The organism is Streptomyces sp. HUAS CB01 (assembly GCF_030406905.1).
GTDB lineage: Bacteria > Actinomycetota > Actinomycetes > Streptomycetales > Streptomycetaceae > Streptomyces > Streptomyces chengbuensis.
Map to the genome: position 1 here is coordinate 5,454,072 of NZ_CP129137.1, position 24,849 is coordinate 5,478,920.

The 24,849-nt window shown below is 72.0% G+C and carries 18 protein-coding genes; 6 read left to right on the forward strand and 12 right to left on the reverse strand.

Features of this window, described 5'->3' with window-relative positions:
- Positions 1 to 121 precede the first annotated feature (121 nt).
- Positions 122 to 1,498 carry a cation:dicarboxylate symporter family transporter gene (locus QRN89_RS24235; RefSeq protein WP_290351489.1) on the forward strand — a complete coding sequence of 459 codons (1,377 nt, stop codon included), beginning with the start codon at positions 122 to 124 and terminating at the stop codon, positions 1,496 to 1,498.
- Positions 1,499 to 1,568: 70 nt separating this feature from the next.
- On the opposite strand, the gene QRN89_RS24240 is transcribed toward QRN89_RS24235, so the two are convergent.
- Positions 1,569 to 2,012: a PaaI family thioesterase gene (locus tag QRN89_RS24240; protein WP_290351490.1), complete on the reverse strand. Its 444-nt coding sequence runs from the start codon at positions 2,010 to 2,012 to the stop codon at positions 1,569 to 1,571.
- A gap of 21 nt (positions 2,013 to 2,033) precedes the next feature.
- On the opposite strand from QRN89_RS24240, the gene QRN89_RS24245 reads away from it, so the two are divergent.
- Positions 2,034 to 2,354 (forward strand): GYD domain-containing protein, encoded by a 321-nt coding sequence (locus QRN89_RS24245; protein ID WP_290351491.1) that lies wholly within the window; start codon positions 2,034 to 2,036, stop codon positions 2,352 to 2,354.
- Positions 2,355 to 2,455: 101 nt separating this feature from the next.
- Here QRN89_RS24245 and QRN89_RS24250 read toward each other — a convergent pair whose 3' ends face one another.
- From QRN89_RS24250 to QRN89_RS24275, 6 genes are all read right to left on the reverse strand, one after another.
- Positions 2,456 to 3,376 (reverse strand): DUF1996 domain-containing protein, encoded by a 921-nt coding sequence (locus QRN89_RS24250; RefSeq protein WP_290351492.1) that lies wholly within the window; start codon positions 3,374 to 3,376, stop codon positions 2,456 to 2,458.
- Positions 3,377 to 3,391: 15 nt separating this feature from the next.
- A complete protein-coding gene (locus tag QRN89_RS24255) occupies positions 3,392 to 4,849 on the reverse strand; it encodes a glycoside hydrolase family 16 protein (RefSeq protein WP_290351493.1) in 1,458 nt (485 codons plus the stop codon).
- Between the two features lie 141 nt (positions 4,850 to 4,990).
- Complete coding sequence (locus QRN89_RS24260) at positions 4,991 to 6,589, reverse strand: polyamine aminopropyltransferase (RefSeq protein ID WP_290353843.1); 1,599 nt, start codon at positions 6,587 to 6,589, stop codon at positions 4,991 to 4,993.
- A 19-nt stretch (positions 6,590 to 6,608) separates the two neighbouring features.
- Complete coding sequence (locus QRN89_RS24265; RefSeq protein ID WP_093653418.1) at positions 6,609 to 7,046, reverse strand: DUF350 domain-containing protein; 438 nt, start codon at positions 7,044 to 7,046, stop codon at positions 6,609 to 6,611.
- A 54-nt stretch (positions 7,047 to 7,100) separates the two neighbouring features.
- Positions 7,101 to 7,505 (reverse strand): DUF4247 domain-containing protein, encoded by a 405-nt coding sequence (locus QRN89_RS24270; RefSeq protein WP_290351494.1) that lies wholly within the window; start codon positions 7,503 to 7,505, stop codon positions 7,101 to 7,103.
- Positions 7,502 to 7,996, reverse strand: coding sequence for a DUF2617 family protein (locus tag QRN89_RS24275; RefSeq protein ID WP_290351495.1), 495 nt, complete (start codon positions 7,994 to 7,996; stop codon positions 7,502 to 7,504). The genes QRN89_RS24270 and QRN89_RS24275 overlap by 4 nt, the downstream gene beginning before the upstream one ends.
- Before the next feature lie 288 nt (positions 7,997 to 8,284).
- Here QRN89_RS24275 and QRN89_RS24280 point away from each other — a divergent pair, with 288 nt between their 5' ends.
- The gene (locus QRN89_RS24280; RefSeq protein WP_290351496.1) at positions 8,285 to 9,181 is read left to right on the forward strand and encodes an NAD(P)-dependent oxidoreductase; all 897 of its coding nucleotides are present in this window, start codon (positions 8,285 to 8,287) and stop codon (positions 9,179 to 9,181) included.
- Between the two features lie 174 nt (positions 9,182 to 9,355).
- Here QRN89_RS24280 and QRN89_RS24285 read toward each other — a convergent pair whose 3' ends face one another.
- Entirely contained in the window at positions 9,356 to 10,615 is a 1,260-nt protein-coding gene (locus QRN89_RS24285) for a DUF418 domain-containing protein (protein WP_290351497.1), read from the reverse strand.
- A 260-nt stretch (positions 10,616 to 10,875) separates the two neighbouring features.
- On the opposite strand from QRN89_RS24285, the gene QRN89_RS24290 reads away from it, so the two are divergent.
- Entirely contained in the window at positions 10,876 to 13,086 is a 2,211-nt protein-coding gene (locus QRN89_RS24290; protein WP_290353844.1) for a HelD family protein, read from the forward strand.
- Here the strand turns inward: QRN89_RS24290 and glgB are convergent.
- From glgB to QRN89_RS24310, 4 genes are all read right to left on the reverse strand, one after another.
- Positions 13,043 to 15,253, reverse strand: a complete 2,211-nt coding sequence (glgB, locus tag QRN89_RS24295; protein WP_290351498.1) for a 1,4-alpha-glucan branching enzyme — start codon at positions 15,251 to 15,253, stop codon at positions 13,043 to 13,045. The two genes, QRN89_RS24290 and glgB, sit on opposite strands and share 44 nt — an antisense overlap.
- Before the next feature lie 67 nt (positions 15,254 to 15,320).
- Entirely contained in the window at positions 15,321 to 16,733 is a 1,413-nt protein-coding gene (locus QRN89_RS24300; RefSeq protein WP_290351499.1) for a maltokinase N-terminal cap-like domain-containing protein, read from the reverse strand.
- Positions 16,734 to 16,958: 225 nt separating this feature from the next.
- Complete coding sequence (gene treS, locus QRN89_RS24305; protein ID WP_290351500.1) at positions 16,959 to 18,734, reverse strand: maltose alpha-D-glucosyltransferase; 1,776 nt, start codon at positions 18,732 to 18,734, stop codon at positions 16,959 to 16,961.
- Positions 18,731 to 20,716, reverse strand: coding sequence for an alpha-1,4-glucan--maltose-1-phosphate maltosyltransferase (locus QRN89_RS24310; protein WP_290353845.1), 1,986 nt, complete (start codon positions 20,714 to 20,716; stop codon positions 18,731 to 18,733). Before QRN89_RS24310 ends, treS begins: the two co-directional genes overlap by 4 nt.
- Before the next feature lie 678 nt (positions 20,717 to 21,394).
- On the opposite strand from QRN89_RS24310, the gene QRN89_RS24315 reads away from it, so the two are divergent.
- Together QRN89_RS24315 and QRN89_RS24320 are read left to right on the forward strand one after the other, a co-directional pair.
- The gene (locus QRN89_RS24315) at positions 21,395 to 23,287 is read left to right on the forward strand and encodes a hypothetical protein (RefSeq protein ID WP_290351501.1); all 1,893 of its coding nucleotides are present in this window, start codon (positions 21,395 to 21,397) and stop codon (positions 23,285 to 23,287) included.
- Between the two features lie 101 nt (positions 23,288 to 23,388).
- On the forward strand, positions 23,389 to 24,819 hold the full coding sequence (locus QRN89_RS24320; protein WP_290351502.1) for a hypothetical protein: 1,431 nt from the start codon (positions 23,389 to 23,391) through the stop codon (positions 24,817 to 24,819).
- Positions 24,820 to 24,849 lie beyond the last annotated feature (30 nt).

A 24,849-nucleotide genomic window follows, 5' to 3' on the forward strand; every position in this document is an offset into this window, starting at 1 on the left:
GTCTGCCTGGCCGATTTCGTGTGAACGAAACGAACGCAACGGTGACCGGGGTCACAGGGTGCTGAATAGTCACGGGCATCCACCGGGACGTGGATGCACATCAGGCCGAGGAGGAATCCCCGTGGCAACCGCTCCAGCAGCCGCAAGGCGGGACCGCACCCATTATCTGTATCTCGCCGTCATCGGCGCCGTCGTCCTCGGCGTCATCGTGGGCTTCGCCGCCCCCGGCGTCGCCGTCGAACTCAAGCCGATCGGCACCGGGTTCGTGAACCTGATCAAGATGATGATCTCCCCGATCATCTTCTGCACGATCGTGCTCGGTGTCGGCTCGGTCCGCAAGGCGGCCAAGGTCGGTGCCGTCGGCGGTCTGGCACTCGGCTACTTCCTGGCCATGTCGACGGTCGCGCTGGCCATCGGCCTGATCGTGGGCAACGTCCTCGACCCGGGGCACGGACTGCAGCTCACGGACGCGGCGAGGGCCGCGGGCGAGAAGCAGGCCGAGGGGGCCAGCGAGGGCACCGTGGACTTCCTCCTCGGGGTCATCCCGACCACCCTGGTCTCCGCCTTCACCGAGGGTGAGGTGCTGCAGACGCTGCTGGTCGCGCTGCTCGCGGGCTTCGCGCTGCAGGCCATGGGCTCCGCCGGGGAGCCCGTCCTGCGCGGCATCGGCCACCTCCAGAAGCTGGTCTTCCGCATCCTCGCGATGATCATGTGGGCGGCCCCCGTGGGCGCCTTCGGAGCGATCGCGGCCGTCGTCGGCGAGACCGGTGTCGACGCCCTGAAGTCGCTCGCGGTCATCATGATCGGCTTCTACGTCACCTGTGCGCTGTTCGTGGTCCTCGTCCTCGGCACCCTGCTGCGGGTCGTCGCCGGGGTGAACCTGTTCGCGCTGCTGAAGTACCTGGGCCGCGAGTTCCTGCTGATCCTGTCCACCTCGTCGTCCGAGTCCGCGCTGCCGCGGCTCATCGCGAAGATGGAGCACCTGGGGGTCTCGAAGCCCGTCGTCGGCATCACCGTTCCCACCGGCTACTCCTTCAACCTGGACGGCACCGCGATCTATCTGACGATGGGCTCGCTGTTCGTCGCCGAGGCGATGGGCACCCCGCTCTCGGTCAGTGAGCAGATCTCGCTGCTGGTCTTCATGATCATCGCCTCGAAGGGCGCGGCGGGTGTCACCGGCGCCGGCCTCGCGACCCTCGCCGGCGGCCTCCAGTCGCACAAGCCCGCCCTGGTCGACGGCGTCGGACTGATCGTCGGCATCGACCGCTTCATGAGCGAGGCCCGCGCCCTCACCAACTTCGCGGGCAACGCCGTCGCCACCGTCCTGGTCGGCACCTGGACGAAGGAGATCGACAAGGAGCGCGCCGCCGAGGTCCTCGCCGGCCGCATCCCGTTCGACGAGTCGACCTTCGTCGACGACCACGCCCCGGCAGCGGCCGCCGCCGAGGTGCCGGAGCAGCGGGACGAGACCCGCCGGGAGCCGGCCGTCAAGGTCTGACACCACCGCCGTGACCGTTCGGGCCCGGGGCGCACACCGCCCCGGGCCCGCACGTGCGTCCCGCCCCGGCTCAGCCGGCCGGGAAGGAGAAGACCGCGGTCGACGTCCCGGACGCGTGGGGTTTCCCGGACTCGACGCCCGCCACCCGCGCCCCGGCCGTCGCCGTCGTGCGCCCGACGTGCAGCGCCGTGCCGGTGACCCGCAGCGGCGGGGTGTCCGCGCACACCGGGCGGAGGAGGTGCAGACCGAGCTGCGTCGTGGCGCACGTGGAGCCGGCGGGCAGCCTGCTCGTCACCGCCGAGCCGAGCACCGCGTCCATGACCGACGCCCGATGGCCGCCGTGCACGCTGCCCATCGGGTGGTGGAGGTGCTCGCCGTGAGCCGGTCTCGAACACCGCGAGACCGTCCCCGAGGCGTGTGGCCCTCGCGCCCGGCCGTCCGGGCGCGGCCCGGAACCCCGCCCGGCCCCCTCCGGCTGGCCGGAGCACGGCCGGTGCCGAAAGGTGGACCCCAAGGCGATCGACGGGAGAGACGGATGCCCAAATACCTGATCCAGGCGAGCTACAGCGCCGAGGGCACCAAGGGCCTGCTCACCGAGGGCGGTACGGGCCGCCGGCAGGCAGTGGAGCAGGTCCTCCGTTCCTGCGGCGGCACCCTCGAATGGATGTACTTCGCGTTCGGCGACGACGACCTGTACATCGTGGTGGACATGCCCGACGCCGTCTCGATGGTGGCCACCTCCATGAAGGTCCGTGCCACGGGCGCGATCACGTCCAGGGCCGTGCCCCTGCTCAGCCCCGAGGACATCGACGCGGCGGCTCGGAAGCAGGTCGACTTCCGCGCACCCGGCGCCTGACCCGCCGGGCACACGGAAGTGCCGCCGGGGTGGGGGACCCGGCGGCACCGGTCGTGGGCCCGAGGCGCGGCCCGTGTCGGACCGGGCCGCCGCCCACCGGCTCACTGCTCGATGGGGCGTCCGTCCGTTCCGCAGATGTAGCCCGCCACGATGCAGTCCCGCACCCGGCGCTCCAGCTCCGCCTGGTCCCAGGCGTTGAAGAAGTCGCCGTGGAAGGTGTGGCCGGGGGCGTCGGTCACATTGACCCCGCCCCGGGTCCCGGCCAGCGTGAGCCCGCCGCCGTGCACCGGCCAGGTGATCAGCAGCTCCAGCCGCGGCACGACCACCGGATGACTCGACGGACACGTCTGCCCCGTCGCGTACGCCATGTGGTCCCGGTGGTTGGCGCTGTCCAGGTTCTTCCCGTCCCAGCAGGTGGGGAAGTCCAGGTAGTTCTCCAGCTTCGTGCCCGGCGGGCAGTTCATGAAGTCCCGGCTGGACTCGGGGCGTCCGACGCAGGACCAGCGCGCGGCCGGGTTCTGGTCGGGGGAGGTGGCGAGGGCGTTCCCGACGACGTACCGCAGTCCGCGCGGATGGGCGACGGCGCGGGCGCGGTCGGTGATGCCCTGGTAGTAGACGGTGACCCGCTCCGGGGCCACGGGCACTCCGTTCTGGTAGAGGGTCGGTGTCCAGTAGGACGAAAGGTCCGTGTCCGGTGTGCAGTTGGTGGTGCCGGCGCTCAAGGACTGAAGTGTCGACGAGGCGTTCGCCGTCCTGTTGCCGTAGAACTCGTGGATGTGCGAGCGGCCGGCCTGACCGGGGAAGACGATCGGGTCGTCGCCCCGCCGGTGGCTGGAGAAGCAGTCCGCCCGGAACTCGCTCCCGCGCAGCGGGGCCGCCGCCTGGGCCTTGCTGTACGTGTACGCGTGGGCCCTGTGGCCCACGGGGGCGTGGCCGTCGCCGTGGACGTCGGCACCGGCGCAGCCCGCGGTGGCCAGGAAGAGCAGGGCCGCCGCGCCCGCGAGCGCTCTGCGGATCAGCATGGCCTTCCCTCCCGCTCAGCCGAAGGGGATGCGGACGAAGGACTGGTTGCCGATGCCGACGGTGCTGGCGCCGTTGCCGATGGCGTTCCACACCTCGATGCGCACCCTGCCGTTCGTCAGATCACCGTGTGTGCCGGTGGCGGACCGCAGGCCACGTGCCTGGGTGTAGTGCTCGTAGCCCGGGACCGGATCGGTGGCGAAGTAGTGGTACGTCTCGGTGCGGTCCCAGGTGCCGTCGCCCGTGCGGTCGTAACTCACCCGAACCTGCTGGCCGTTGGCGACGGTGGCGCCGGCGTCCACGAAGAGGTCGAACTGCGTCGAACCGCCGTTGTACGCCCGGGTGACCGGGCCGGAGGTGAACACCTGCGGACTGTGCGGGGTGCCGTCGTGGTTCGCGCCGCCCGCCGACGCGAGCGTCACGGTGGAGCCGGAGCCGGTCGCGTCCCCGGCGACGCCGCTGCCGCGCAGGTACAGCTGCGAGGAGCCGGTCGGCGGGTCGGTCGGCGGCGGGGCCGTGCCACCGCCGCGGGTCCACACGGCGACGTAGTCGACGAGCATCGGCCGGCCCGGGACGGTCGCGGCGGTCGGGGTCCTGCCGGCCAGCGCGTCCGGGAAGGCGCCGCCGATCGCGACGTTGAGGAGGATGAAGTAGCCCGCGTGCTCCGTCATGTTGGCCCAGGTGGCGGCGTCCATCTGGTTCTGGTTCACGCTGTGGTAGAGCTGGTCGTCCACGTACCAGCGCAGGGCGTTGGGCGAGGCGGAGCGGTCCCACTCGAAGCGGTAGGTGTGGAACGCCGACTGGCAGCTCGCGCCGGGGCAGGTGCGGCTGGCGCCGAGGCCGCTGGTCTCGTTGCACGGCCCGCCGGGGTTCACCCCGCAGTGGAGGACGCCCCAGACGGAGTTGAGGCCGTTGACGTTCTCCATGATGTCGAACTCGCCGATGCCGGGCCAGTTCCAGTAGTTGCCCCGGTACGGCGCCCCGAGCGCCCAGAACGCGGGCCAGTAGCCGAGCGCCGCGTCCCCGGTCACGTTGGGCATCCGGATGCGGCCCTCGATGCGCAGGGTGCCGCCGGCGGGGGCCTTGAAGTCGGCGCGGTGGGTCTCGATCCGCGCGGACGTCCAGTTGCCCGCCCCGTCGCGCAGCGGGGTGATGCGCAGATTGCCGCCGCCGTCGAGGCTGACGTTGTCCGGGCTGCCCGTGTAGTTCTGGATCTCGCCGGTGCCCCAGTTGCCGGGGCCGCCCGGATAGCCGTGACCGGTGTCGATCCGCCAGTCGGCGGAGGACGGCAGGGACCGGTCGGGACCGTTGAAGTCGTCGCTCCACTGCAGGTTCCAGCCGGGCGCCGGGGGCACGTCCGCGTTGGCCGGGCCCGCGGGGCCGAGGGCGAGGAACCCGGTGAGGGCGACGGCCAGGGCCGTGAACGCCGTGAGGAGCGGGGTACGGGAGAGTCTGCTGATGCGGCTCGTGCTCAAGGAAGACCTCCGGGAGGGGGGTGGTGCCGGAAGTGATTGAGAGCGCTCTCACCGTGTTGTGTAGATGGAGACAGGACGGTCGTCAATGCCTTGCGTGCGTTGACTTCCCGAAGGCACGGGCCACTTGGGCGGACGTGCCGGTCAGTAGTTCCGCCACTCGTGCCGGGTGTACTCCAGCACCACGGGATCCATCAGCGTGCTGGCCCGCACCTTCTGCGGGCGGCGGTCCAGCGGGAAGACCGTCGCGGCCCGCAGGACCGCGTCGTCCAGGAACCGCAGCCGCGGGGCGTCCCCGGCCAGACGCAGGGCAGGCGCCGTGCCGTCCCTGCCGGGAGTGGCCAGCACGTAGCCCCAGTTGCCGAAGCTGGGGACGTCCACCTGGTACGCGGTGGTGCGGTAGCCGGCCGCGCCGATCGTCGTGGCGACCGACCAGAAGGACTTCGGGGCGAAGAACGGGGACCCGGCCTGCACCACGACCTGGCTCCCGGGCTTCAGCACCTTCCCCAGCAGGTGGTAGAACTCGACCGAGTAGAGCTTGGCCAGCGCGGCCGTGTCCGGGTCGGGGAAGTCGATGACGACCGTGTCGTACCGCTCCCGCGCGTCCCGCAGCCAGTTGAAGGCGTCGGCGTTGACGGCCGTGACCCGCGGGTCCGCGAGCGCACGGCCGTTGAGCTCGCTGAGCGGCGCGAAGCCCCGGGCCAGCCGCGTCATGGCAGGGTCCAGATCCACCAGCGTCACCTTCTCGACGCGGTCGTAGCGCAGCACCTCCCGCAGGGCCAGCGCGTCCCCGCCGCCGAGGATCAGCACGGACGTGTGCCGCCCCGACATGGCGGGGTGCACCAGGGCCTCGTGGTAGCGGTACTCGTCGACGGAGGAGAACTGCAGGTCGCCGTTGAGGAAGAGCCGGGTGTCGGGCTCCCCGGTGAAGGCGGTGGACCGGGTCACCACGATGTCCTGGTACGGCGTCGTCTCGGCGTGGATGATCGGGTCGCGGTAGAGCTGCTGCCGCGCGGTGACCTCGATGTCGTCGGCCAGCACGTACACCGTGCCGAGTACCGCGAGGACCGCGGCGACCACGACGAGCAGCCCGGTGCGCACGGCGCGGCGGGTCTGCCGGCGGAAGATCCACAGGACGACCACGACCCCGGCCAGGGCGTTGACCGCCCCCACCACCAGGGCGCCCTTGAGCTGGCCGAAGGTCGGCAGGAGCAGCAGGGGGAAGCACAGGCCGCCGATGAGGGCGCCGATGTAGTCGACGGCGAACATGTCGGCGACCGCGCTGCCGGCCTCCTGGCGGCGGATGCGCTGCAACAGCGTCATCAGCAGCGGGATCTCGGCCCCGATGAGGAGACCGACGACGAACGAGACGACCACCATCGCCGGCATGTAGACGCGCAGCCAGGCGAACGACAGGTACAGCACGAGCACCGACAGGCCGCCGACGAGCGCCAGCAGCGCCTCCACGGCGGCGAAGGCGCCGACGGCACGCCGCTGCAGCGGTTTGGCCGCGAGCGATCCGACGCCCATGGCGAAGACCATGACGGAGATGACCACCGAGGTCTGCATCACGGAGTTGCCGATGAGGTAACTGCCCAGCGCCGTCAGGGCCAGTTCGTACACCAGGCCGCAGGCCGCGCAGAGGAACACCGAGAACAGCAGCAGCACCCGCGCCCCCCGGGACCTGACGGGGGACTCGGGTGCGGTGGCTGTACGTTCCTGCGCGGCTGTGCGGTCCTGCACGGTGGTGCTCACGGGGTGGTCAGGAGACCGCGGCGCCGACCATGAAGGCCGTGCCGATGTACATCGCGGCCTGCACCCAGGCGGCGGGGTGCGGACGGTCCCCGTTGTCGTCGAGCACGGCCTCGCCGAGGCGGCCCGGCGTCAGCAGGCCGACGATGCAGGACACGAGCGTCATCACGACGACGCCGGCGAGGCCGTACAGCAGGGTGCTGAACAGGCCGAGGCCGAGGCCCTGTTCGGACTCGCTCGCCCGGATGGACTGGTCGATGACGAGGCCGATGGCGATGGTCTGCCCGGCGAGGAGGACCGCCGCGCCGCGGTTGCGCTCCGTCCACACCACGTGGACGAGCTTGCCGGGGGTCACCAGGTCGAGCGCGACGAAGCCCACGACCATCACGATGAAGCCGGTGAGGCCGTAGAGCAGGGCGGTGCCTGCGGACTCGAGGATCTCTGCCACGGGGGTGCCTTTCGGGGACGTCGTCGGGAGTCGGGTGGGCGGATTCGCGGGGGACTACTTGCCGGAGCCGGGGCCGCCGCCGCGGAACGCGTCGCTCTCGGGGTCCGGCCAGACGTTGCCGATGCGGGACTTCCAGCGGTGGTGGCCGGTGCGGTAGTCGTCGATCTCGATCCGGCTGCCCTGGAGGAACGGGCTGATCGCGACGATGTCGTCCCGGTACCGCAGGAAGACCATGTCGCCGTCGGCGACGCGGTCCACGGACGCGGTGTGCCCGTGTATCTCGTCACCGACCGCGGAGACCCGGTCCGAGGGGTCGGTGTATCCGGGGCCGCTGCCGCCGTACTGCTGGCGGATCCAGGAGGACGGGACGGCGTTGCCGTCGTCGTCCGGCTCGTCGGAGCACGCGGTGAGCGCGGCCATGGCGAGCATCGTCGCGGTGAGGAGTCGGACGGTCTTCAACGGGCCTCCAGCCGGGTCTGCGTCGCCACGATCTGGCGGCTCTGCGGATAGGTGTGCCAAGTGCGCCAGCTCAGCCCGGAGCCGTGCGGCGCGACGGCCAGCGCGGTGACGGCGTCCGGGGAACCGGGGAAGACCCCGCAGAGCGACCGGGCGTCACCGTCGCAGCGGGCGAGCACGGCGGCCACCCGCTCGGTGAACTCGCCGGCGGAGCAGTGCAGTACGCGGGCGCCGAAGTGGTAGCGCCAGTCGTCGAACTCGTGCGTCGCGGACTCCGGCAGCCCGCCCTCGACGCCGGGCAGGCAGGCCACCGTCTCCCGGACCGGACCGGCGATGACCTGGTGCGAGGCACCGAGCAGCCGCAGTTGTACGACGGTCCCGGCGACGGTGAGGTCGCGCACGGCTAGCGCCGGGTGCTCGGGCCGGCCCAGCGTGAACGACAGCTGGTCGGCTCCGGTGTCCAGATAGGGCGTCGCGAGGGGTATGCCGGTCACGCGCCGCCGCCCGCGCGGATCTCACGGGCCGGCGCCGCGGGGGCCGCCGCGGGTGCGGGCGGCAGGAGCGGCGCGGCACCGACGGCGCCAACGGCGCCGGCCACGGCGGGCACGGACTTCACGGACGATCCCCAGGACTTCGGTACGGGCATTGAGCGCGCCGAGTATGGCACAGCGCTCGGGCACAGGTTCGGGCAGTTCACGGACCTCGATCGTCACCCTCAGGTGGGTATCCGACTTTTTCGTCGGTACTTGTGGGGGTACGAGCGCCGGATCAGCATGATCCCCATGTCCATCGAGAACACCACCCCCGCTTCCCCCGCAGCCCCCGTGTCCGTGATCGGCCTCGGCGCCATGGGCCGTGCCCTCGCCGGCGCGTTCCTGGACGCGGGTCATCCCACCACCGTCTGGAACCGCTCCCCGGGCAGGGCGGGCGAACTCGCCGGACGCGGCGCCGTGCTCGCCGTCACCGCCGAGGAGGCCGTCCGCGCGAGCGGGCTCGTCGTGGTCTGCGTCGTCGACCACGAGGCGGCCCGCGCGGTGCTCGAACCGCTCGCCGCGGCGCTCCGGGGCCGGGTCCTGGTCAACCTCACCTCCGACACCCCGGAACGCTCCCGGGAGGCGGCGGACTGGGCCGCCGCGCACTCCGTGGCCTATCTGGACGGAGCGGTGATGGTGCCGACCCCGGTCGTCGGGACGCCCGAAGCGCTGCTGTTCCACTCCGGTTCCCGCGAGGCGTTCGAGCGTCACGAGTCCACGCTCAGGGCGCTGGGCGGGAGGACCGTCTTCGTCGGCGAGGACCCCGGACTCGCCGCGCTCTACGACCTCTGCCTGCTCGACTTCTTCTACGGCGGCATGGCGGGCCTTGTGCACGCCTTCGCGCTGGCGACGGCCGACGGGGTGAAGGCTGCCGACATCGTGCCGTACCTCGGCACCATCGTGGAGATCCTGCCGCCGATCGCCGCGCACACCGCGGCCGCCGTCGACGCCCGCAGCTATCCGGGCGGGGAGGCCAACCTCGCGATGATGGCGACCGGGGTCGGCCATGTCCTGCACGCCGCCCGCACGCGCGGCCTCGACGTCGGCCACCTGGAGGCGATCCGCGCGGTGGCGGAGCGGGCGGTGGCCGGGGGACACGGCCAGGACGACTGGTCGAGCACGGTGGAGGCGGTACGGGGAGCGTAGGCGCTGTCCCGTCACCGGTGGATCAGCGCGGCGTCAGATGCGGTGCATCGTAAGGCGGAGGGTCGCCCTCGTACCGGGTGGGTTCGGGCGATCCGGCAACGCGGCGAGGCGCCGTAGCTGCCGTCGTGCGCCCGCTGGGGACTACGGGACAGCCCTTGAGCCGGTGGCGACGGGCTACGCCGCCCTTCCGTACATCAGCCGCCGCAGCAGGGTCTCGGCGGGGCCGCGGCGGCCCCGGCGCTCCAGCGCGTACGCACCGGCGACCGTCACCAGCCAGACGGCGGTGCCGAAGAGGGCCATCGAGGCGCTGCCCAGATGCTCGCCGAGGCCGAGACCCCAGGCCGCGAGCACCGGCGCGAAGAGCAGGGAGTGAGCGAGGTAGCACGACAACGACCGCTTCCCGACGGCGGCGAGGGCCGGGACGACGGGCAGGCCGCCCCGCTGCGGACGGGAGGCCCACCAGTGGGCGAAGAGGGCGATGGCGGCGACATAGCCGAGCCCGGCCACGTTTCCGGTGACGTCCCGCAGCGCGGTGAGCGCTCCCGACTCGCTCTGCGCGGCGTCGGGTACGCGCAGCACGCCGACGTGGGCGAGCGCGGCGGGCAGTGCGCCGAGCCAGCCCACGGCGATGCCGACGACGGCGGTACGGCGCAGCAGCGGCAGATGGCTGCCCGGCTCCTCCAGGACGCGCCGGCGGGCCGCCCAGAAGCCCAGCAGGAAGATGACGTAACCGCCGGCGACGAGACTGAGCGGGGCCGCGCCGAAGGTGAGGAGCAGACCGGTGGAGAGCCGGGTGCCGACCGCCTCGAGCCAGTTCTCCTCTCCGCTCGCGTACGCGACGTACCCCGGCTCGGCCCCGGGATCCCCGATCGCGCCCAACCCGCCGTCGAGCACGGCGAACAGGGCGGGGCCCGCGGTCACGAGGACCAGTTGCACCGCGGCGATGCGGATCCACCACGTGAGGGCACGGTCGCTGCGGCGCAGGAACAGCCGGCCGAGCAGGAGGCTCAACATCCCGTAGTAGCCGAGGATGTCACCGGCCATCAGCAGTATCGCGTGGGCGAGCCCCAGGGCGACCAGCCACAGACTGCGCCGGCGCAGTATCGCGGCGGCGTCGCGCTCCGTGGTGCCGGCGGCCGTCTGCCGCAGGAAGAGCTGCGTCATCCCGTAGCCGAAGAGGAACGCGAAGAGCGGATAGACGCGCATGTCCAGCACCACGATCATCGTGAACTGCACCGCCTGATCGAGCCGCGATCCGTCGACGGGGTGCCAGCCGGACGGCCCCCGACGGGCGGCCCACAGGTGGTAGGCGGTGTTGGACAGCACGATGAGCAGGAGCATCAGCCCCCGCGCGACATCGGGGGCGAGCGCGCGCTCGTCGCCTCGTACGGCCCCTCGCCGCACCGGCCCTGCGGTGGTGGTCTCCACGGTCATGCCGCAACGCTAGAACGGTGGGAGGGGCGGGCGGGATCCGTCTTCCGTCGACGGCCGGGCGACGAAAGTGTCGGCGCCGGTCGCCGGGATCGGTCGATGTGTCCCGGAGCACAAAAAATCCCGGTCCGAATGTGACGGGCCGGGTATTTCTCCGCGTATATTGAATAGTTCCGCGTTTCGCGTTCGGATGGAACAAGGAACGCGAAGCACTTCAATAAACGTACTGTAGCGCGTCAGGAGCTGAATTGTCAACCGAGGAAATGCGGCAGGAACAACAATTCGTCTCCCTCGCCCATGAGCGGCTCGATCAGCTGCGGGGGGAGGCCGAGTCCGCCGTGCGTGCCACGATGGCGCAGGTCAGCACCGGTCGGCAGGCGCGGGTGGAACGCGATATCGAGGTGGCGGAGCACTCCGCCTCGCTCGCCGCGCTGAATGCCGCCGACTCCGGACTCTGTTTCGGGCGCATCGACCGGCGCGACGGAGTGACGTACCACATCGGGCGGACGGGAATCCGCAGGGACGACGCCGAACGCACGCCGCTGCTGATCGACTGGCGGGCGCCCGTGGCGCGCCCGTTCTATCTCGCGACCGGGTACGAACCGCTGGGCCTGCGCAGGCGCAGGCACATCACCACCGAGGGCCGCACCGTCACCGGGCTGCACGACGAGATCATGGACCTCGCCGACCCGACCCGCACCGGCCATGAGTCGCACGACGCCGACGAGGTGCTGCTCGCCGCCCTCAACAGCGCCCGCACCGGGCGGATGGCCGACATCGTCTCCACCATCCAGGCCGAGCAGGACCACATCATCCGCGCCCCGCAGCACGGAGTCCTCGTCGTCGAGGGCGGCCCCGGCACCGGCAAGACGGCCGTCGCACTGCACCGTGCCGCGTACCTCCTCTACGCTCACCGCGAGCAGCTCGCCAAGCGGGCCGTGCTGATCGTCGGGCCCAACCCGGCGTTCCTCGGCTACATCGGCGAGGTGCTGCCGTCCCTCGGCGAGACCGGCGTCCTGCTGTCGACCGTCGGCGAGCTGTACCCCGGGATCCACGCCACCGGCACCGACAGCCCCGCGGCCGCGGCCGTCAAGGGCCGCGCGGACATGGCGGGCGTGCTCGCCGAGGCCGTACGGGACCGGCAGCAGGTGCCCGAGAAGGGCGAGCCGATCGTCATCGCGCACGACGACGGCGAGCTGGTCCTCGACTGGGACATCGCCGTGGAGGCGCGGCACAAGGCCCGCGAGACCGGGCTGCCGCACAACCTCGCCCGCCCCTACTTCGCCTTCCGCATCATCGACGACCTCACCACCCAACTCGCCGACCGCATCGGCGAGGACCCCTACGGCGGCCCCAACTTCCTCGGCCCGGACGACATCGCCCAGCTCGGCAAGGCCGTGGCCGCCAGTGCCGAGGTGCACGCCGCGATCGCGTCGCTGTGGCCCCCGCTCACCCCCGAGGAGTTCCTCGCCGACTACCTCGCGGATCCCACGCACCTGGACGGGGCGGACGCGGACCTGATCAGACGCACCGGCGGACCGTGGACCCCCGCGGACGTGCCCCTCCTCGACGAGGCGGCGGAACTCCTCGGCGAGGACGACTCCGCGGCCCGCGCCGCCGCCGAGGCCGAGCGCGCCCGCCAGATCGCCTACGCGCAGGGCGTGCTGGACGTCTCGTACGCCTCCCGCACGTACGAGTTCGAGGACAAGGAGGACGTCGACGCCGACGCCTCCGAGGTGCTGTCCGCCCACGACATCATCGACGCCGAGCGCATGGCCGAACGGCAGGAGGAGACCGACCACCGCAGCGCCGCGGAGCGTGCCGCAGCCGACCGGACCTGGGCGTTCGGGCACATCATCGTCGACGAGGCCCAGGAGCTGTCCGCCATGGCCTGGCGGCTGCTGATGCGCCGCTGCCCGACCCGCTCGATGACCCTCGTGGGCGACCCGGCCCAGACCGGGGACCTGGCCGGGTGCGACTCCTGGGAGCGGATCCTCGCCCCGTACGTCGAGGACCGCTGGCAGCTGGCGCGGCTCGGGGTCAACTACCGCACGCCCGCCGAGATCATGGAGTACGCGGCCGAGCGGCGCCGGAGCACCGACCCCGGCTTCACCCCGCCGCGCTCCATCCGGTCCACCGGCGTCGCCCCCTGGGAGCGCACCGTGGAGCTCGCCGGCGTGGCGGCCCTCGCCGCCGCCGAGGCGCCGGAGGAGGGCCGGCTCGCCGTCATCGCCCCGCGCGAGCTCCACGCCGGACTCACCGGACTCGCCGGCGACGGGCCGCTCGACCTCTCCCGGCCCGTCGTCCTGCTCGACCCGCGCCAGGCCAAGGGCCTGGAGTTCGACACGGTGCTGGTGGTGGCGCCCGAGCGGATGCAGCCCAACGACCTCTACGTCGCGCTGACGAGGGCCACCCAGCGGCTCGGCGTCGTCACACCGGCTTCAGCCACACCGTCGCCAGCGGCGGCAGGGTGAGCTGCACGCTCGTGCGGTGGCCGTGGGCGGCGACGGACTCGGGCTTCACCGGGTCGTCGTTGCGGACGTCCCCGCCGCCGTACCGTGCCGCGTCCGTGTTCAGCACCTCCGCCCAGGCCGGCACGGACGGCGGCACACCGAGCCGGTACTCGTGCCGCACCACGGGCGAGAAGTTGGAGACCGCGAGCAGCGGGGCCCCGTCGGCGTCGAAGCGCAGGAACGCGAAGACGTTGTCGTCGGCGGCCCCGCCGTCCACCCAGGCGAAGCCCTCGGGGACCGTGTCCCGCTGCCACAGCGCCGGAGTGGCCGCGTAGACCCTGTTCAGCTCGCGCACCAGGTTCCGCACCCCGCGGTGGTCGCCCTCGGCCGAGTACGAGGGGTCCAGCAGCCACCAGTCCGGGCCGTGGCCCTCCGACCACTCGGCACCCTGGGCGAACTCCTGCCCCATGAAAAGCAGTTGCTTGCCCGGGTGGGCCCACATGAAGCCGAGGTACGCCCGGTGGTTGGCGCGCTGCTGCCACCAGTCGCCGGGCATCTTCGACACCAGGGCGCGTTTGCCGTGCACGACCTCGTCGTGCGAGATCGGCAGCACGTAGTTCTCGCTGTACGCGTACACCATCGAGAAGGTCATCTCGTTGTGGTGGAACCTGCGGTGCACCGGCTCGTGCTCGACGTAGCCGAGCGAGTCGTGCATCCAGCCCATGTTCCACTTCAGCCCGAAGCCGAGCCCGCCGAAGCCCGCCGGCCCGACGTGGTGGGTCGCCCGGGTCACGCCGTCCCAGGCGGTGGACTCCTCGGCGATGGTCACCACACCGGGGCAGCGCCGGTAGACGGTCGCGTTCATCTCCTGGAGGAAGGCGACGGCGTCGAGGTTCTCCCGGCCCCCGTGCTCGTTCGGGCTCCATTCGCCGTGCTCGCGCGAGTAGTCGAGGTACAGCATCGAGGCGACCGCGTCGACCCGCAGTCCGTCGATGTGGAACTCCTCGCACCAGTACACGGCGTTGGCGACCAGGAAGTTGCGGACCTCCTTGCGCCCGTAGTCGAACTCGAGCGTGCCCCAGTCCGGGTGCGCGGCACGGGCCGGGTCGGAGTGCTCGTACAGCGGACGTCCGTCGAACTCCGCCAGCGCCCAGTCGTCCCGGGGGAAGTGCGCCGGGACCCAGTCCATGATGACCCCGACGCCGGCGCGGTGCAGCGCGTCGACCAGGTGGCGGAAGTCGTCCGGGGTCCCCATCCGCGCCGTGGGCGCGTAGAAGCCCGTGACCTGGTAGCCCCACGAGCCGCCGAAGGGGTGCTCCGCCACCGGCATGAGCTCGACATGGGTGAAGCCCAGGTCCTTGACGTAGGCGGGGAGCTGGTCGGCCAGCTGACGGTAGGTGAGCCCCGGCCGCCAGGACGGCAGATGCACCTCGTACACGGAGAACGGGGCCTCGTGGACCGGGCGGGCGCCGCGGTTCGCCATCCACGCCTCGTCGTGCCACACGTGGTGTGACTCCGTGACGACGGACGCGTTCGCGGGCGGCACCTCGGTGCGGCGCGCCATGGGATCGGCCCGGAGGGTGCGGGAGCCGTCGGGCCGGGTGATCTCGAACTTGTAGAGCGTGCCCTCGCCGACACCGGGTAGGAACAGCTCCCACACCCCGGAGGAGCCCAGCGAGCGCATCGCACAGGCCGTGCCGTCCCAGTAGTTGAAGTCGCCGACGACCCTGACCCCCCGGGCGTTCGGCGCCCAGACCGTGAACCGGGTGCCCGTGACCCCCTGGTGCGTCATCGGCCGGGCGCCGAGGGCGTGCCACAGCTCCTCGTGCCGGCCCTCGCCGATCAGGTGCAGATCGAGCTCGCCCAGTGCGGGGAGGAAGCGGTACGGGTCCGCGGACTCGACGGTCGTGTCCTCGTACCCGACCTGGAGCGCGTACTCGGGTACCTTCCGCAGCGGCAGCAGCGCCGAGAAGAAGCCGTCGCCGTCGTCGTGCAGTTCGGCACGCAGGCCCTTGGCCAGGACCGTCACCGACTCCGCGAAGGGCCGAAGCACCCGGAAGGCCACCCCGCCGCGGACCAGGTGCGCCCCGAGCAGGGAGTGCGGATCGTGGTGCGCGCCGCCGAGCAGCCGTTCCCGGTCGGATTCGTCGAGCGGTTTGGCGGGGCGTACGCCATTGCGGGGAGTCACGGGGGACGGCCTCCTTGTGCTCAGGGGGAGATCGGGTCAGGGGGCGCGGTGCGGGGGCGACGCGGCGTCAGCCCGCCGGGCCGGCCAGTCGCTGGATGGCGGACATGGGGACGGGCAGCCAGTCCGGCCGGTGGCGGGCCTCGTACACGACCTCGTACACGGCCTTGTCGGTCTCGTAGGCGCGCAGCAGTTCCGCCTCGGCGCGCGGGTCGGAGCCCGACGCGTCGGCGTAGCCCTCGCAGTACGCGGCACGGCAGCGCGCCGCCCAGGCGGGGTTCCAGGGGCGGTGCGTGCGGGCCGCGTAGTCGAAGGAGCGCAGTATCCCCGCGATGTCGCGCACCGGCGGCTGCACCCGGCGGCGTTCGTCGAGCGGACGAGCCGGCTCCCCCTCGAAGTCGATGACGGACCAGCCGCCGTCGGGAGTGCGCAGCGCCTGGCCGAGGTGCAGGTCGCCGTGGATGCGCTGGGCCCTGCCGTCGCCGTCGAAGGTCGCCCCGGCGATCGCGTCGAAGGCTGCGCGCAGCCCCCGGACGTACGGCAGCAGCGCGGGTACGGCCCGGAGCGCCGCGTCGAGCCGCTCGTTCATCGCCGTCGCCAGGTGCTCGGTCTGGGGCCCGCTCAGCGAGACGGTGGGCAGCGCGGCCGCGAGCGCGGTGTGCACCTCTGCCGTGGCCCTGCCCAGGGCCTGCGCCTCCTCGGTGAAGTCGTCGCCCTCGGCGAGTGCCTTGAGCGCCAGCTGCCAGCCGTCCTGGGAGCCGCGCAGAAACGGCTGGAGGACGCCGAGGGTGCAGGGCTCGGGGGTGTCCGACTCGAACCAGGCGACGGGTGCGGGCACCCGGTCGCAGCCCGCGCGGGCGAGCGCGAGGGGCAGCTCCAGATCGGGATTGACGCCCGGGTACACCCGCCGGAAGATCTTGAGGATGTACGAATCCCCGTACACCAGCGAGGAGTTGGACTGCTCGGCGTCGAGCACGCGGGCGGGCAGTCCGCCCGGCACGGGAGTCGCACGGTCGAACCGGAGCGGGCCGAACCGGCCGGGCGTGCGCAGCCGCTCCAGCAGCAGCCCCGCGAGCCGGGGGTCGTGCAGTCCCTCGTAGACGGTCCGGCCGGCGAGCGGCCCTTCGTCGACCCGGCCGATCATCGCCTGGGCGAGGTAGGGGGGCAGCGCGGTGCGTACGCCGAGCAGCAGCTGGTAGCAGTCGCCGCCGGTACCGGAGTCGCGCTTCCCGGCCGGGGTCCGGCCGCCGGCGGTCCTGGAGCCCACGGCCTGGCCGGGCTGCTTGACGCGCAGCAGCAGATGCAGCAGTCCGGGGCCGGTCGAGTCGACCGGCAGCAGTTCGACCGCCGCCACCAGCGCGAAGCCGGTGACCGGGCGCCCCTTTCCCGCGAACCACCGCTGCCGGGGCAGCCACTCGCGCAGCAGGGGCGAGAGCGAAGGCAGCAGGGCGACGGGGGTCCGGGTGGATGCAGCCTCCGACATGGCATCGCGTCCTTTCCCCGGGCACACCACAGGTTGCGAAGAGTGTCCCGGATTGCGGCAAATAATAGCTGTCCGGGCTGTGCGTGGGGGTCCCCCCGCCGCAGGCAGGGGGAGTGTCGGCGGAGGATGGTCCGTACGGACTCGGACCGGGTCTCGATATGAGGGGAATCGTGCCCCGTGCGGGACGGCCCAACCGCCCCGCACACGACATGGCATGTGCCGGAATCACACGCCCTTGGGCGCCGGGGCCTTGCGCGCGGCGCCGTTGGCGGCGGTCTCGGCGGGCACCGGCTCCTTGCGCAGCCGGAACCAGTAGAAGCCGTGCCCGGCCAGGGTCAGCAGGTACGGCCACTCGCCGATCGCGGGGAAGCGGACACCGCCGATCAGCTCCACCGGATGCCGGCCGTTGTACCGGCGCAGGTCCAGCTCCGTCGGCTGGGCGAACCGGGAGAAGTTGTTCACGCACAGCACCAGGTCGTCCGAGCCGTCGTCGGTCGCCGGCGCCTCGCGCAGGTACGCCAGCACGGCCGGGTTCGACGAGGGGAGTTCGGTGAAGGTGCCGAGGCCGAAGGCCCGGTTCTGCTTTCTGATCTCGATCATCCGCCGGGTCCAGTGCAGCAGCGACGAGGGGGACGCCATGGACGCCTCGACATTGGTGACCTGGTAGCCGTAGACGGGGTCCATGATGGTCGGCAGATAGAGCCGGCCGGGATCGCAGGACGAGAAACCGGCGTTGCGGTCCGGCGTCCACTGCATCGGGGTGCGCACCGCGTCGCGGTCGCCCAGCCAGATGTTGTCGCCCATCCCGATCTCGTCGCCGTAGTAGAGGATCGGGGAGCCGGGCAGGGACAGCAGCAGCGCGGTGAACAGCTCGATCTGGTTGCGGTCGTTGTCGAGCAGCGGGGCCAGTCGGCGACGGATGCCGATGTTCGCCCGCATCCGCGGGTCCTTGGCGTACTCGGCGTACATGTAGTCGCGCTCCTCGTCGGTGACCATCTCCAGGGTCAGCTCGTCGTGGTTGCGCAGGAAGATGCCCCACTGGCAGTTCTTGGGGATCTCCGGGGTCTTGGCCAGGATCTCGGAGACCGGGTAGCGGGACTCCCGCCGCACCGCCATGAAGATGCGGGGCATCACGGGGAAGTGGAAGGCCATGTGGCACTCGTCGCCGCCCGACGGGTAGTCGCCGAAGTAGTCGACGACGTCCTCGGGCCACTGGTTGGCCTCGGCCAGCAGCACCGTGTCCGGGTAGTGGGCGTCGATCTCCCGGCGGACCCGCCTGAGGAAGGAGTGGGTGGCCGGGAGGTTCTCGCAGTTGGTGCCCTCCTCCTGGTACAGGTACGGCACGGCGTCCAGCCGGAAGCCGTCGATGCCGAGGTCCAGCCAGAAGCGCAGCGCGGAGATGATCTCCTCCTGCACTGCCGGGTTCTCGTAGTTGAGGTCCGGCTGGTGTGAGAAGAAGCGGTGCCAGTAGTACTGCTTGCGGACCGGGTCGAACGTCCAGTTGGAGGTCTCCGTGTCGACGAAGATGATCCGGGCGTCCTGGAACTGCTTGTCGTCGTCGGCCCAGACGTAGTAGTCGCCGTACGGCCCGTCCGGGTTGCTGCGGGACTCCTGGAACCACGGGTGCTGGTCGCTCGTGTGGTTCATGACGAAGTCGATGATGACCCGCATCCCGCGCTGGTGCGAGGCGTCGACGAACTCGACGAAGTCGGCCAGGTCGCCGAACTCCGGAAGCACCGAGGTGTAGTCCGCGACGTCGTAACCGCCGTCGCGCAGCGGGGACTTGAAGAACGGCGGCAGCCACAGGCAGTCGACGCCCAGCCACTGCAGATAGTCCAGTTTGGCGGTGAGGCCCTTGAGGTCGCCGATGCCGTCGCCGTTGCTGTCCTGGAAGGTGCGGACGAGGACCTCGTAGAACACGGCGCGTTTGAACCAGTCGGGGTCACGGTCCTTGGCGGGGGTGTCCTCGAAGGTGTCGTGGACGGGCTCGTTGACGATCATGATGTGGGTGACCCTCCGGTCGGCGGGGACGGTCGCAGGACGACGATGTGCGCAGGCGTGACGCCCGGCTCGAGGCGCACATAGTTGGCCCTGCCCCAGTGATAGGTCTCGCCGGTGAGCTCGTCGCGCACCGGTACGGTCTCGTGCCGTTCGAGGCCGAGCTCCGGCATGTCAAACGAGACCGTCGCCTCCTGGGTGTGGTGGGGGTCGAGATTGACGACCACCAGAACGGTGTTCGAACCCGTTCGCTTGCTGTAGACGATCACGGCGTCGTTGTCGGCGTGATGGAAGCGGAGGTTCCGCAGCTGCTGCAGTGCCGGATGGCGGCGCCTGACGCGGTTGAGCGTGGTGATCAGCGGGGCGATGCTGCGCCCCTCCCGCTCGGCCGACTCCCAGTCGCGGGGCCGCAGTTCGTACTTCTCCGAGTCCAGGTACTCCTCGCTGCCGGGCCGCAGCGGGGTGTTCTCGCACAGCTCGTACCCCGCGTACATCCCCCAGGTGGGCGAGAGGGTCGCCGCGAGCACCGCGCGCACCTCGAACGCCGGCCGGCCGCCCTCCTGGAGGTACGCGTGGAGGATGTCCGGGGTGTTCACGAAGAAGTTGGGCCGCATGCAGGCGGCGGCCTCGCCCGACAGCTCCGTCAGGTACTCGGTCAGCTCCTGCTTGGTGTTGCGCCACGTGAAGTACGTGTACGACTGCTGGAAGCCGATCGCGCCGAGCGTGCGCATCATCGCCGGGCGGGTGAAGGCCTCCGCGAGGAAGATCACGTCCGGGTCGGTCCGGTTGATCTCGCCGATGACCTTCTCCCAGAACACCACGGGTTTGGTGTGGGGATTGTCGACACGGAAGATCCGCACCCCGTGCGCCATCCAGTGGCGCAGCACCCGCACCGTCTCCTTGACCAGACCCTTCATGTCGCGGTCGAAGGCGATGGGATAGATGTCCTGGTACTTCTTCGGCGGGTTCTCCGCGTAGGCGATGCTGCCGTCCGCCCGGTGGTGGAACCACTCGGGGTGCTCGGTCACCCACGGGTGGTCGGGCGAGCACTGCAGGGCGAAGTCCAGGGCGACCTCCATCCGCAGGTCCCGGGCGCAACGCACGAACGCGTCGAAGTCCTCCAGCGTGCCGAGGTCGGGGTGGACCGCGTCGTGGCCGCCCTCGGCCGAGCCGATCGCCCAGGGCACCCCGACGTCGTGCCGGCCGGCCTCGAGCGTGTTGTTCGGGCCCTTGCGGAAGGTGCTGCCGATGGGGTGGACCGGTGGCAGGTACACCACGTCGAAGCCCATCGCGGCGACGGCCGGCAGCCGCTGCGCCGCCGTCCGGAACGTGCCGGAGACGAGTCTGCCGCCCGTGACCCGGGCACCCTCGGAGCGCGGGAAGAACTCGTACCAGGAGCCGAACAGCGCTCGGGTGCGCTCCACCTGGAGCGGCAACGGGGGCGAGGCGGTGACCAGTTCGCGCAGCGGATGGCGGGCGAGCGCCGCGAGCGCGTCCGGGGCGAGCGCGGCCTCCAGCCGTTCGCGGTCCGGCCGGTCCTTGTCGCGCAGGCCGTCGGCGGCGGCGAGCACGGCCTCCCGGCCCGCCTTCTTGGGGACGCCCGCGGCGGCGCGCTCGTGGAGCTCCGCGCCCTCGGCGAGGACCAGGTCCGTGTCGATCCCGGCCGGGATCTTGATGCCGGCGTGGTGCCGCCAGGTGGCCAGCGGATCGCTCCACGCCTCGACGCTGTAGGTCCACCGTCCCTCGGCGTCCGGGGTGACCTCGGCGCCCCAGCGGTCGGTTCCCGGCGCGAGTTCGCGCATCGGGGTCCAGGGGCCGGGCCGGCCCCCGGGATCCCGCAGGACGACATTGGCGGCCACCGCGTCGTGCCCTTCGCGGAACACGGTGGCGGTGATCTGGAACGTTTCGCCGACGGTCGATTTCGCGGGCCTTCGGCCGCAGTCGACGAGGGGGCGTACGTCCAGCACGGGAATGCGGCCAATCAGCGGGTTCACGGCATCACCTGGGGGCTGTGCGGGCTCGGCGGGTCGAACGGGCGGTCCCTCTTCACGGGGGGCGGGTGTTCTTTGTAGCTGCTCCGTTGACGACTGACGGGCTGCGGGCATGGCCGCTCCTGTCCGCGTTCACTCGAATGGAAGGGTCGCGAGTGCGTTCCGGTGCGTACCGGGGGAGCCTTCCCACGCGCTTCGGGTCGGCAATCCGGTGGTGCGTTAACTACTAGGGCGTAGGTTGCGGCACAAGGCCGCGGCCGTCCGGGGGCCGGGCGCGGCCGCATCCGGAACCGTTCCGGTCCTGCGGGGAGCGGCCGTCATGAACATTTGAAGTCAACTTCGGTCATCTTCTTACCGTGTTGAGTTCGCTAATTCCTGATTACTCATACAGAATCGATCGCCTGCGATTCTTTTTGGCCAATCGCTGAGGTCGCCGGAATGATCGCGGAACGCGGCGGCCGACTTTTGTTGAAAGGTTGCGAAAAAAGCTGCGTTCCCCTCCACGGGATGATTACTGTGAAGCCTCATCCGGAGTGGGGACTCCGGGTTCCGACGATCAGTCATGCGTGCATCCTCACCTGGGCACATCCATGCCTGCATCACGTTCGAAAAGCCGCGACGGCCGGCCGTGCCCAGCGCACTCGGCGCGATCGCATCGGGGGGTGGGGGACAATGCACCCGGACCATGCGGGAATCGGCATCGAGGACGATCTTCGAGCCGCGCTCCGCGCCGTGGACGTCATGGAAGGCGGACCCGCAGCGCGCGCCGACCGCCCGCCCGCCGGGGCGGACCCGGCCGCGGCACCGGACCACCGCCGGGCGGCCCGTCTGATACCCGGCACCGGCACCCCTCCCGACCCCCACGCATGGAAGCGGGCCTGGCGCGACGTCCTCGCCCGGGAGAGCGCCCGCACCACCCGCTCGGGACTGGGCTGGGCGCTCACCTCCCTCGCCTGCGGGCGGTTCGCCGCACTGGACGTCCTCGAGATCGGCTGCGAGCGGCTGCGCCTGAGCCGGCTGGCCTACGGCGGCGACGGCCACGCCCCCGAGGCCCGGCCGCTCGCCGACTCCGCCTGGGGCGAGTTCACGGACGGCACCGACGGCACCGACGGCCGGCCCGGCCCCCCGGCGCTCCCCGCCGAGCGGCTGCGGCGGCTCTTCGTCCTCGCCGGAGGAACCGGCCCCGCCGCCGCGGACGTCACGGATCCGCTCACCCGGGCGCTGCACACCTTCGTGCGCGGGACCCCGCTCGGCACGGCCCCGCTCCTGGTCGTCGTCCGGGCCGCCGGCTGGCGGCCCGTCGAGCAGGCGGCCGACACCCTGCGCCCGGAAACCGCCGCGGTCCTCCGGCTGCGACTGCCCGCGCACTGGCCCGGGCACCCCGGCGACCTGATCGACGCCCTCCCGCTGCGCCACGCCATCTGGCTGGCCGCGGCCGACATCGACGGAACCTCGGGCACGGTCGGACTCGTGCGGCGCCCGCTCTTCCCGGCCGGCAGCCGTAGCGGCGAGCCGGCCGGCGGCGAACCCGGGGCCGTCGTACGGGTACCCGTGGCCGCGCCGCCGCACGGTGCCACCACGGGGGAGAGCGCCGCCGTCGTCGTCTCCGCGGGCCCCGGCGAACCGCCCTCGCGATGGCGCCCCGTGCGGGCCGACCGCCTCGAACTCCCGCCGGGCTCCCGCGCGGCGCTCCACTACCGGCTGCGCGGTCCTGACCGGGTGGACCTCGCCTACGACGGACACCACGAACCGGAGACCGCGCCCTGGACGGCCCTGGCGCACACCACGCCCCGGCGGCTCTCCCGGCCGCGGCCCGTGGACCTCGTGCTCGCCGTGGAGGTCGCCGGTCCGCAGGCGGGCGGCGGCACGGCCGTCGAGGAGCGCCTGCAGGAGGCGGCCGCCGTCGTCGCCGCCGTACGGCACGCCGTCGGCGGCGACGACACGCTCCGCGTCGGGCTCATCGGCTACCGCGACCACGCCCCCCTCGACCGCCCGCACCACAGCGACCCCATCGTGCACCGGCTCGGCATGGCGACCGCGCAGGCCGCCGAACGCGCACTGACGGGCTGGCACCACAGCCCGCTGCGGCACGACTTCGCCACCGGACTGGAGCACGTGCCCCACGAACTCGCCGCCCGCCGCCATCTGTGGCGGCCGGACAGCCACCGGGTGCTCCTCGTGATCGGCTCCCGCCCTCCCCATCCGCGCGCCGCTCCGCCGCAGGTGCTGCGGCGCAGCGCGGCGGTGCGGATCTGCCCCGACCGGGTCGAGTGGGAGGCCGCGCTCGACGAGCTGCGCCACTACGACGGCGTCGCCTGCGTGGCGGTCGTGGACGAGCCCGCGTGGATGGACCACCTGGAGGGGGAACCCCATCTCGCACGCTGGGCGGACCGCGCGTGGGACCTCTTCGGCGCCGACGGCCGGTTCACCGCCGGCCACGATCCGCGCCGCGTCGCCTCCGCCGTGACGGCACCGGCGCTCTGCCTCCCCGAGGACGGCGCCCCCATCCGGCTCGTCGTCCCCGACGGCGCGAGCGGGGAGTGGCTGCACGAGGCCGCCGGCTGAGGACCACGGCACACCAACCGTGCGCCCCGGAGGGCGTGCGGGTCCGGACAACGACCGTGCGGCGGACCTCACTCCGCCGCCACGACTGGGGGAGCCCCACCATGCCCGAGGACGAAAAGCGCCCCGAAGGCACGCCGAAGGACGCCAAGCAGGACCGCACCAGGGACGACCGGGCCGCGGAGGGGCCGTTCGCCGTGTGGGACCCGTCCACACTCGTCGGAGGCCGGGCAGCGCTGCCGCCGGTACCGGCCCCGCCACCGGCCCGGTCCGCACCGCCGAACGGCGCGTCACCCGGTGCCCCGGCCGCTCCCGCGCCCCCGGCGCCGCGCGAGGACACGGCACGGGCCCCCGGGACACCGCCCGCGGACCCCGGCCGGCCGGCCGAGCCCCCGCCCGGCGGATTCGCGGAGAGGTTCGGCGGCCCCGAGGCCATCGACAAGTCCGCCAAACCCGCGAAACCGGACAAGCCCGCGAAACTCGCGCGGAAGGCGGCGGCCGCCGACAGGGCGGTCCCCCAGGACGAGGAACGCCAGGAGCCCGAGGCCCCGGCGTCGGCACCCGAGTCGACCATCACCCTCTGGGGCGGCATGGGCAGCGGGAAGTCCACACTGCTGGCGGCGCTGTCCCGCGCCGTGCAGGACCCCATGTACGGCAAGTGGAGCATGTGGCCGGAGGACCACGCCTCCAAGAAGTTCCTCAGCGATCTCGCGCACATCCTCTACCGGGACCGGACCTTCCCGATGGCGACGCTGACGGAGCAGCGCCCGGTGCGCTTCACCCTCGCCGGGGACCTCACCGGGACCCGGTTCTCCCGCGCCGGCCGCAGGCGCTGGCGCCGCGGCGGCGCCGGCGGTCGCGACCAGATGGAATTCAAGGTGACCCTCCGCGACCTCCCCGGCGAGGCGTTCGACCTGCACTCGCAGACGGGCACCGCCCTCGGCGGCAAGCTCATCAAGGACCTCGGGGCCTCCCGCGCGATGGTCTACGTCGTCGACCCCGTCCGCGAGTGGCAGGTCAACGGCGACGACGGGCCGGTCGGCGACGACGCCCGCCAGAACGCCGACTTCTTCACCGACGTCCTCGCCGGAGTGGCCACCGAGGTCAACATGCGCGGCGAACGCCAGGGCAATCTGCTGCCGCACAGCATCGCCGTGTGCCTGGCGAAGTTCGACGACGACCGCGTCTTCCGCTTCGCCTGCGAACAGGGCAACGTCCGGCTCAACCCGCGTACGGGGCAGCCCGAGGTGATGGACGCCAAGCGCCTGTTCGACGGGCTCTGCCACGCCTTCCCGCACGGCAGCCTGCGCGAGATCAAGCAGCAGATCGAGCTGTTCTTCGCCCCCGAGCGCGTCGGGTACTTCGTGTGCTCAGCCGTCGGCTTCTGGGTCGACCCCGAGCGGGGCTTCGACTTCGAGAACCCCTCCCTGGTGAACCCCGTGGAGGACGCCGTGCGGTTCGTCGCCCCTCCGCAGCCCGTCAACATCCTCGAGCCCTTCCTCTTCCTGCGCGGCGTCGGCCCGCAGCACTCCTGACCCGGCAGCCGAGAACCGTACGAGAGGAGA

What these genes read in the sequence shown, in the direction of transcription:
- QRN89_RS24300 (WP_290351499.1), bottom strand. Translation starts at nt 16,733, where the DNA reads ATGTCGGAGGCTGCATCCACCCGGACCCCCGTCGCCCTGCTGCCTTCG.
- treS (WP_290351500.1), bottom strand. Translation starts at nt 18,734, where the DNA reads ATGATCGTCAACGAGCCCGTCCACGACACCTTCGAGGACACCCCCGCC.
- QRN89_RS24245 (WP_290351491.1), top strand. Translation starts at nt 2,034, where the DNA reads ATGCCCAAATACCTGATCCAGGCGAGCTACAGCGCCGAGGGCACCAAG.
- QRN89_RS24285 (WP_290351497.1), bottom strand. Translation starts at nt 10,615, where the DNA reads ATGACCGTGGAGACCACCACCGCAGGGCCGGTGCGGCGAGGGGCCGTA.
- QRN89_RS24250 (WP_290351492.1), bottom strand. Translation starts at nt 3,376, where the DNA reads ATGCTGATCCGCAGAGCGCTCGCGGGCGCGGCGGCCCTGCTCTTCCTG.
- QRN89_RS24290 (WP_290353844.1), top strand. Translation starts at nt 10,876, where the DNA reads ATGCGGCAGGAACAACAATTCGTCTCCCTCGCCCATGAGCGGCTCGAT.
- QRN89_RS24315 (WP_290351501.1), top strand. Translation starts at nt 21,395, where the DNA reads ATGCACCCGGACCATGCGGGAATCGGCATCGAGGACGATCTTCGAGCC.
- QRN89_RS24280 (WP_290351496.1), top strand. Translation starts at nt 8,285, where the DNA reads ATGTCCATCGAGAACACCACCCCCGCTTCCCCCGCAGCCCCCGTGTCC.
- QRN89_RS24320 (WP_290351502.1), top strand. Translation starts at nt 23,389, where the DNA reads ATGCCCGAGGACGAAAAGCGCCCCGAAGGCACGCCGAAGGACGCCAAG.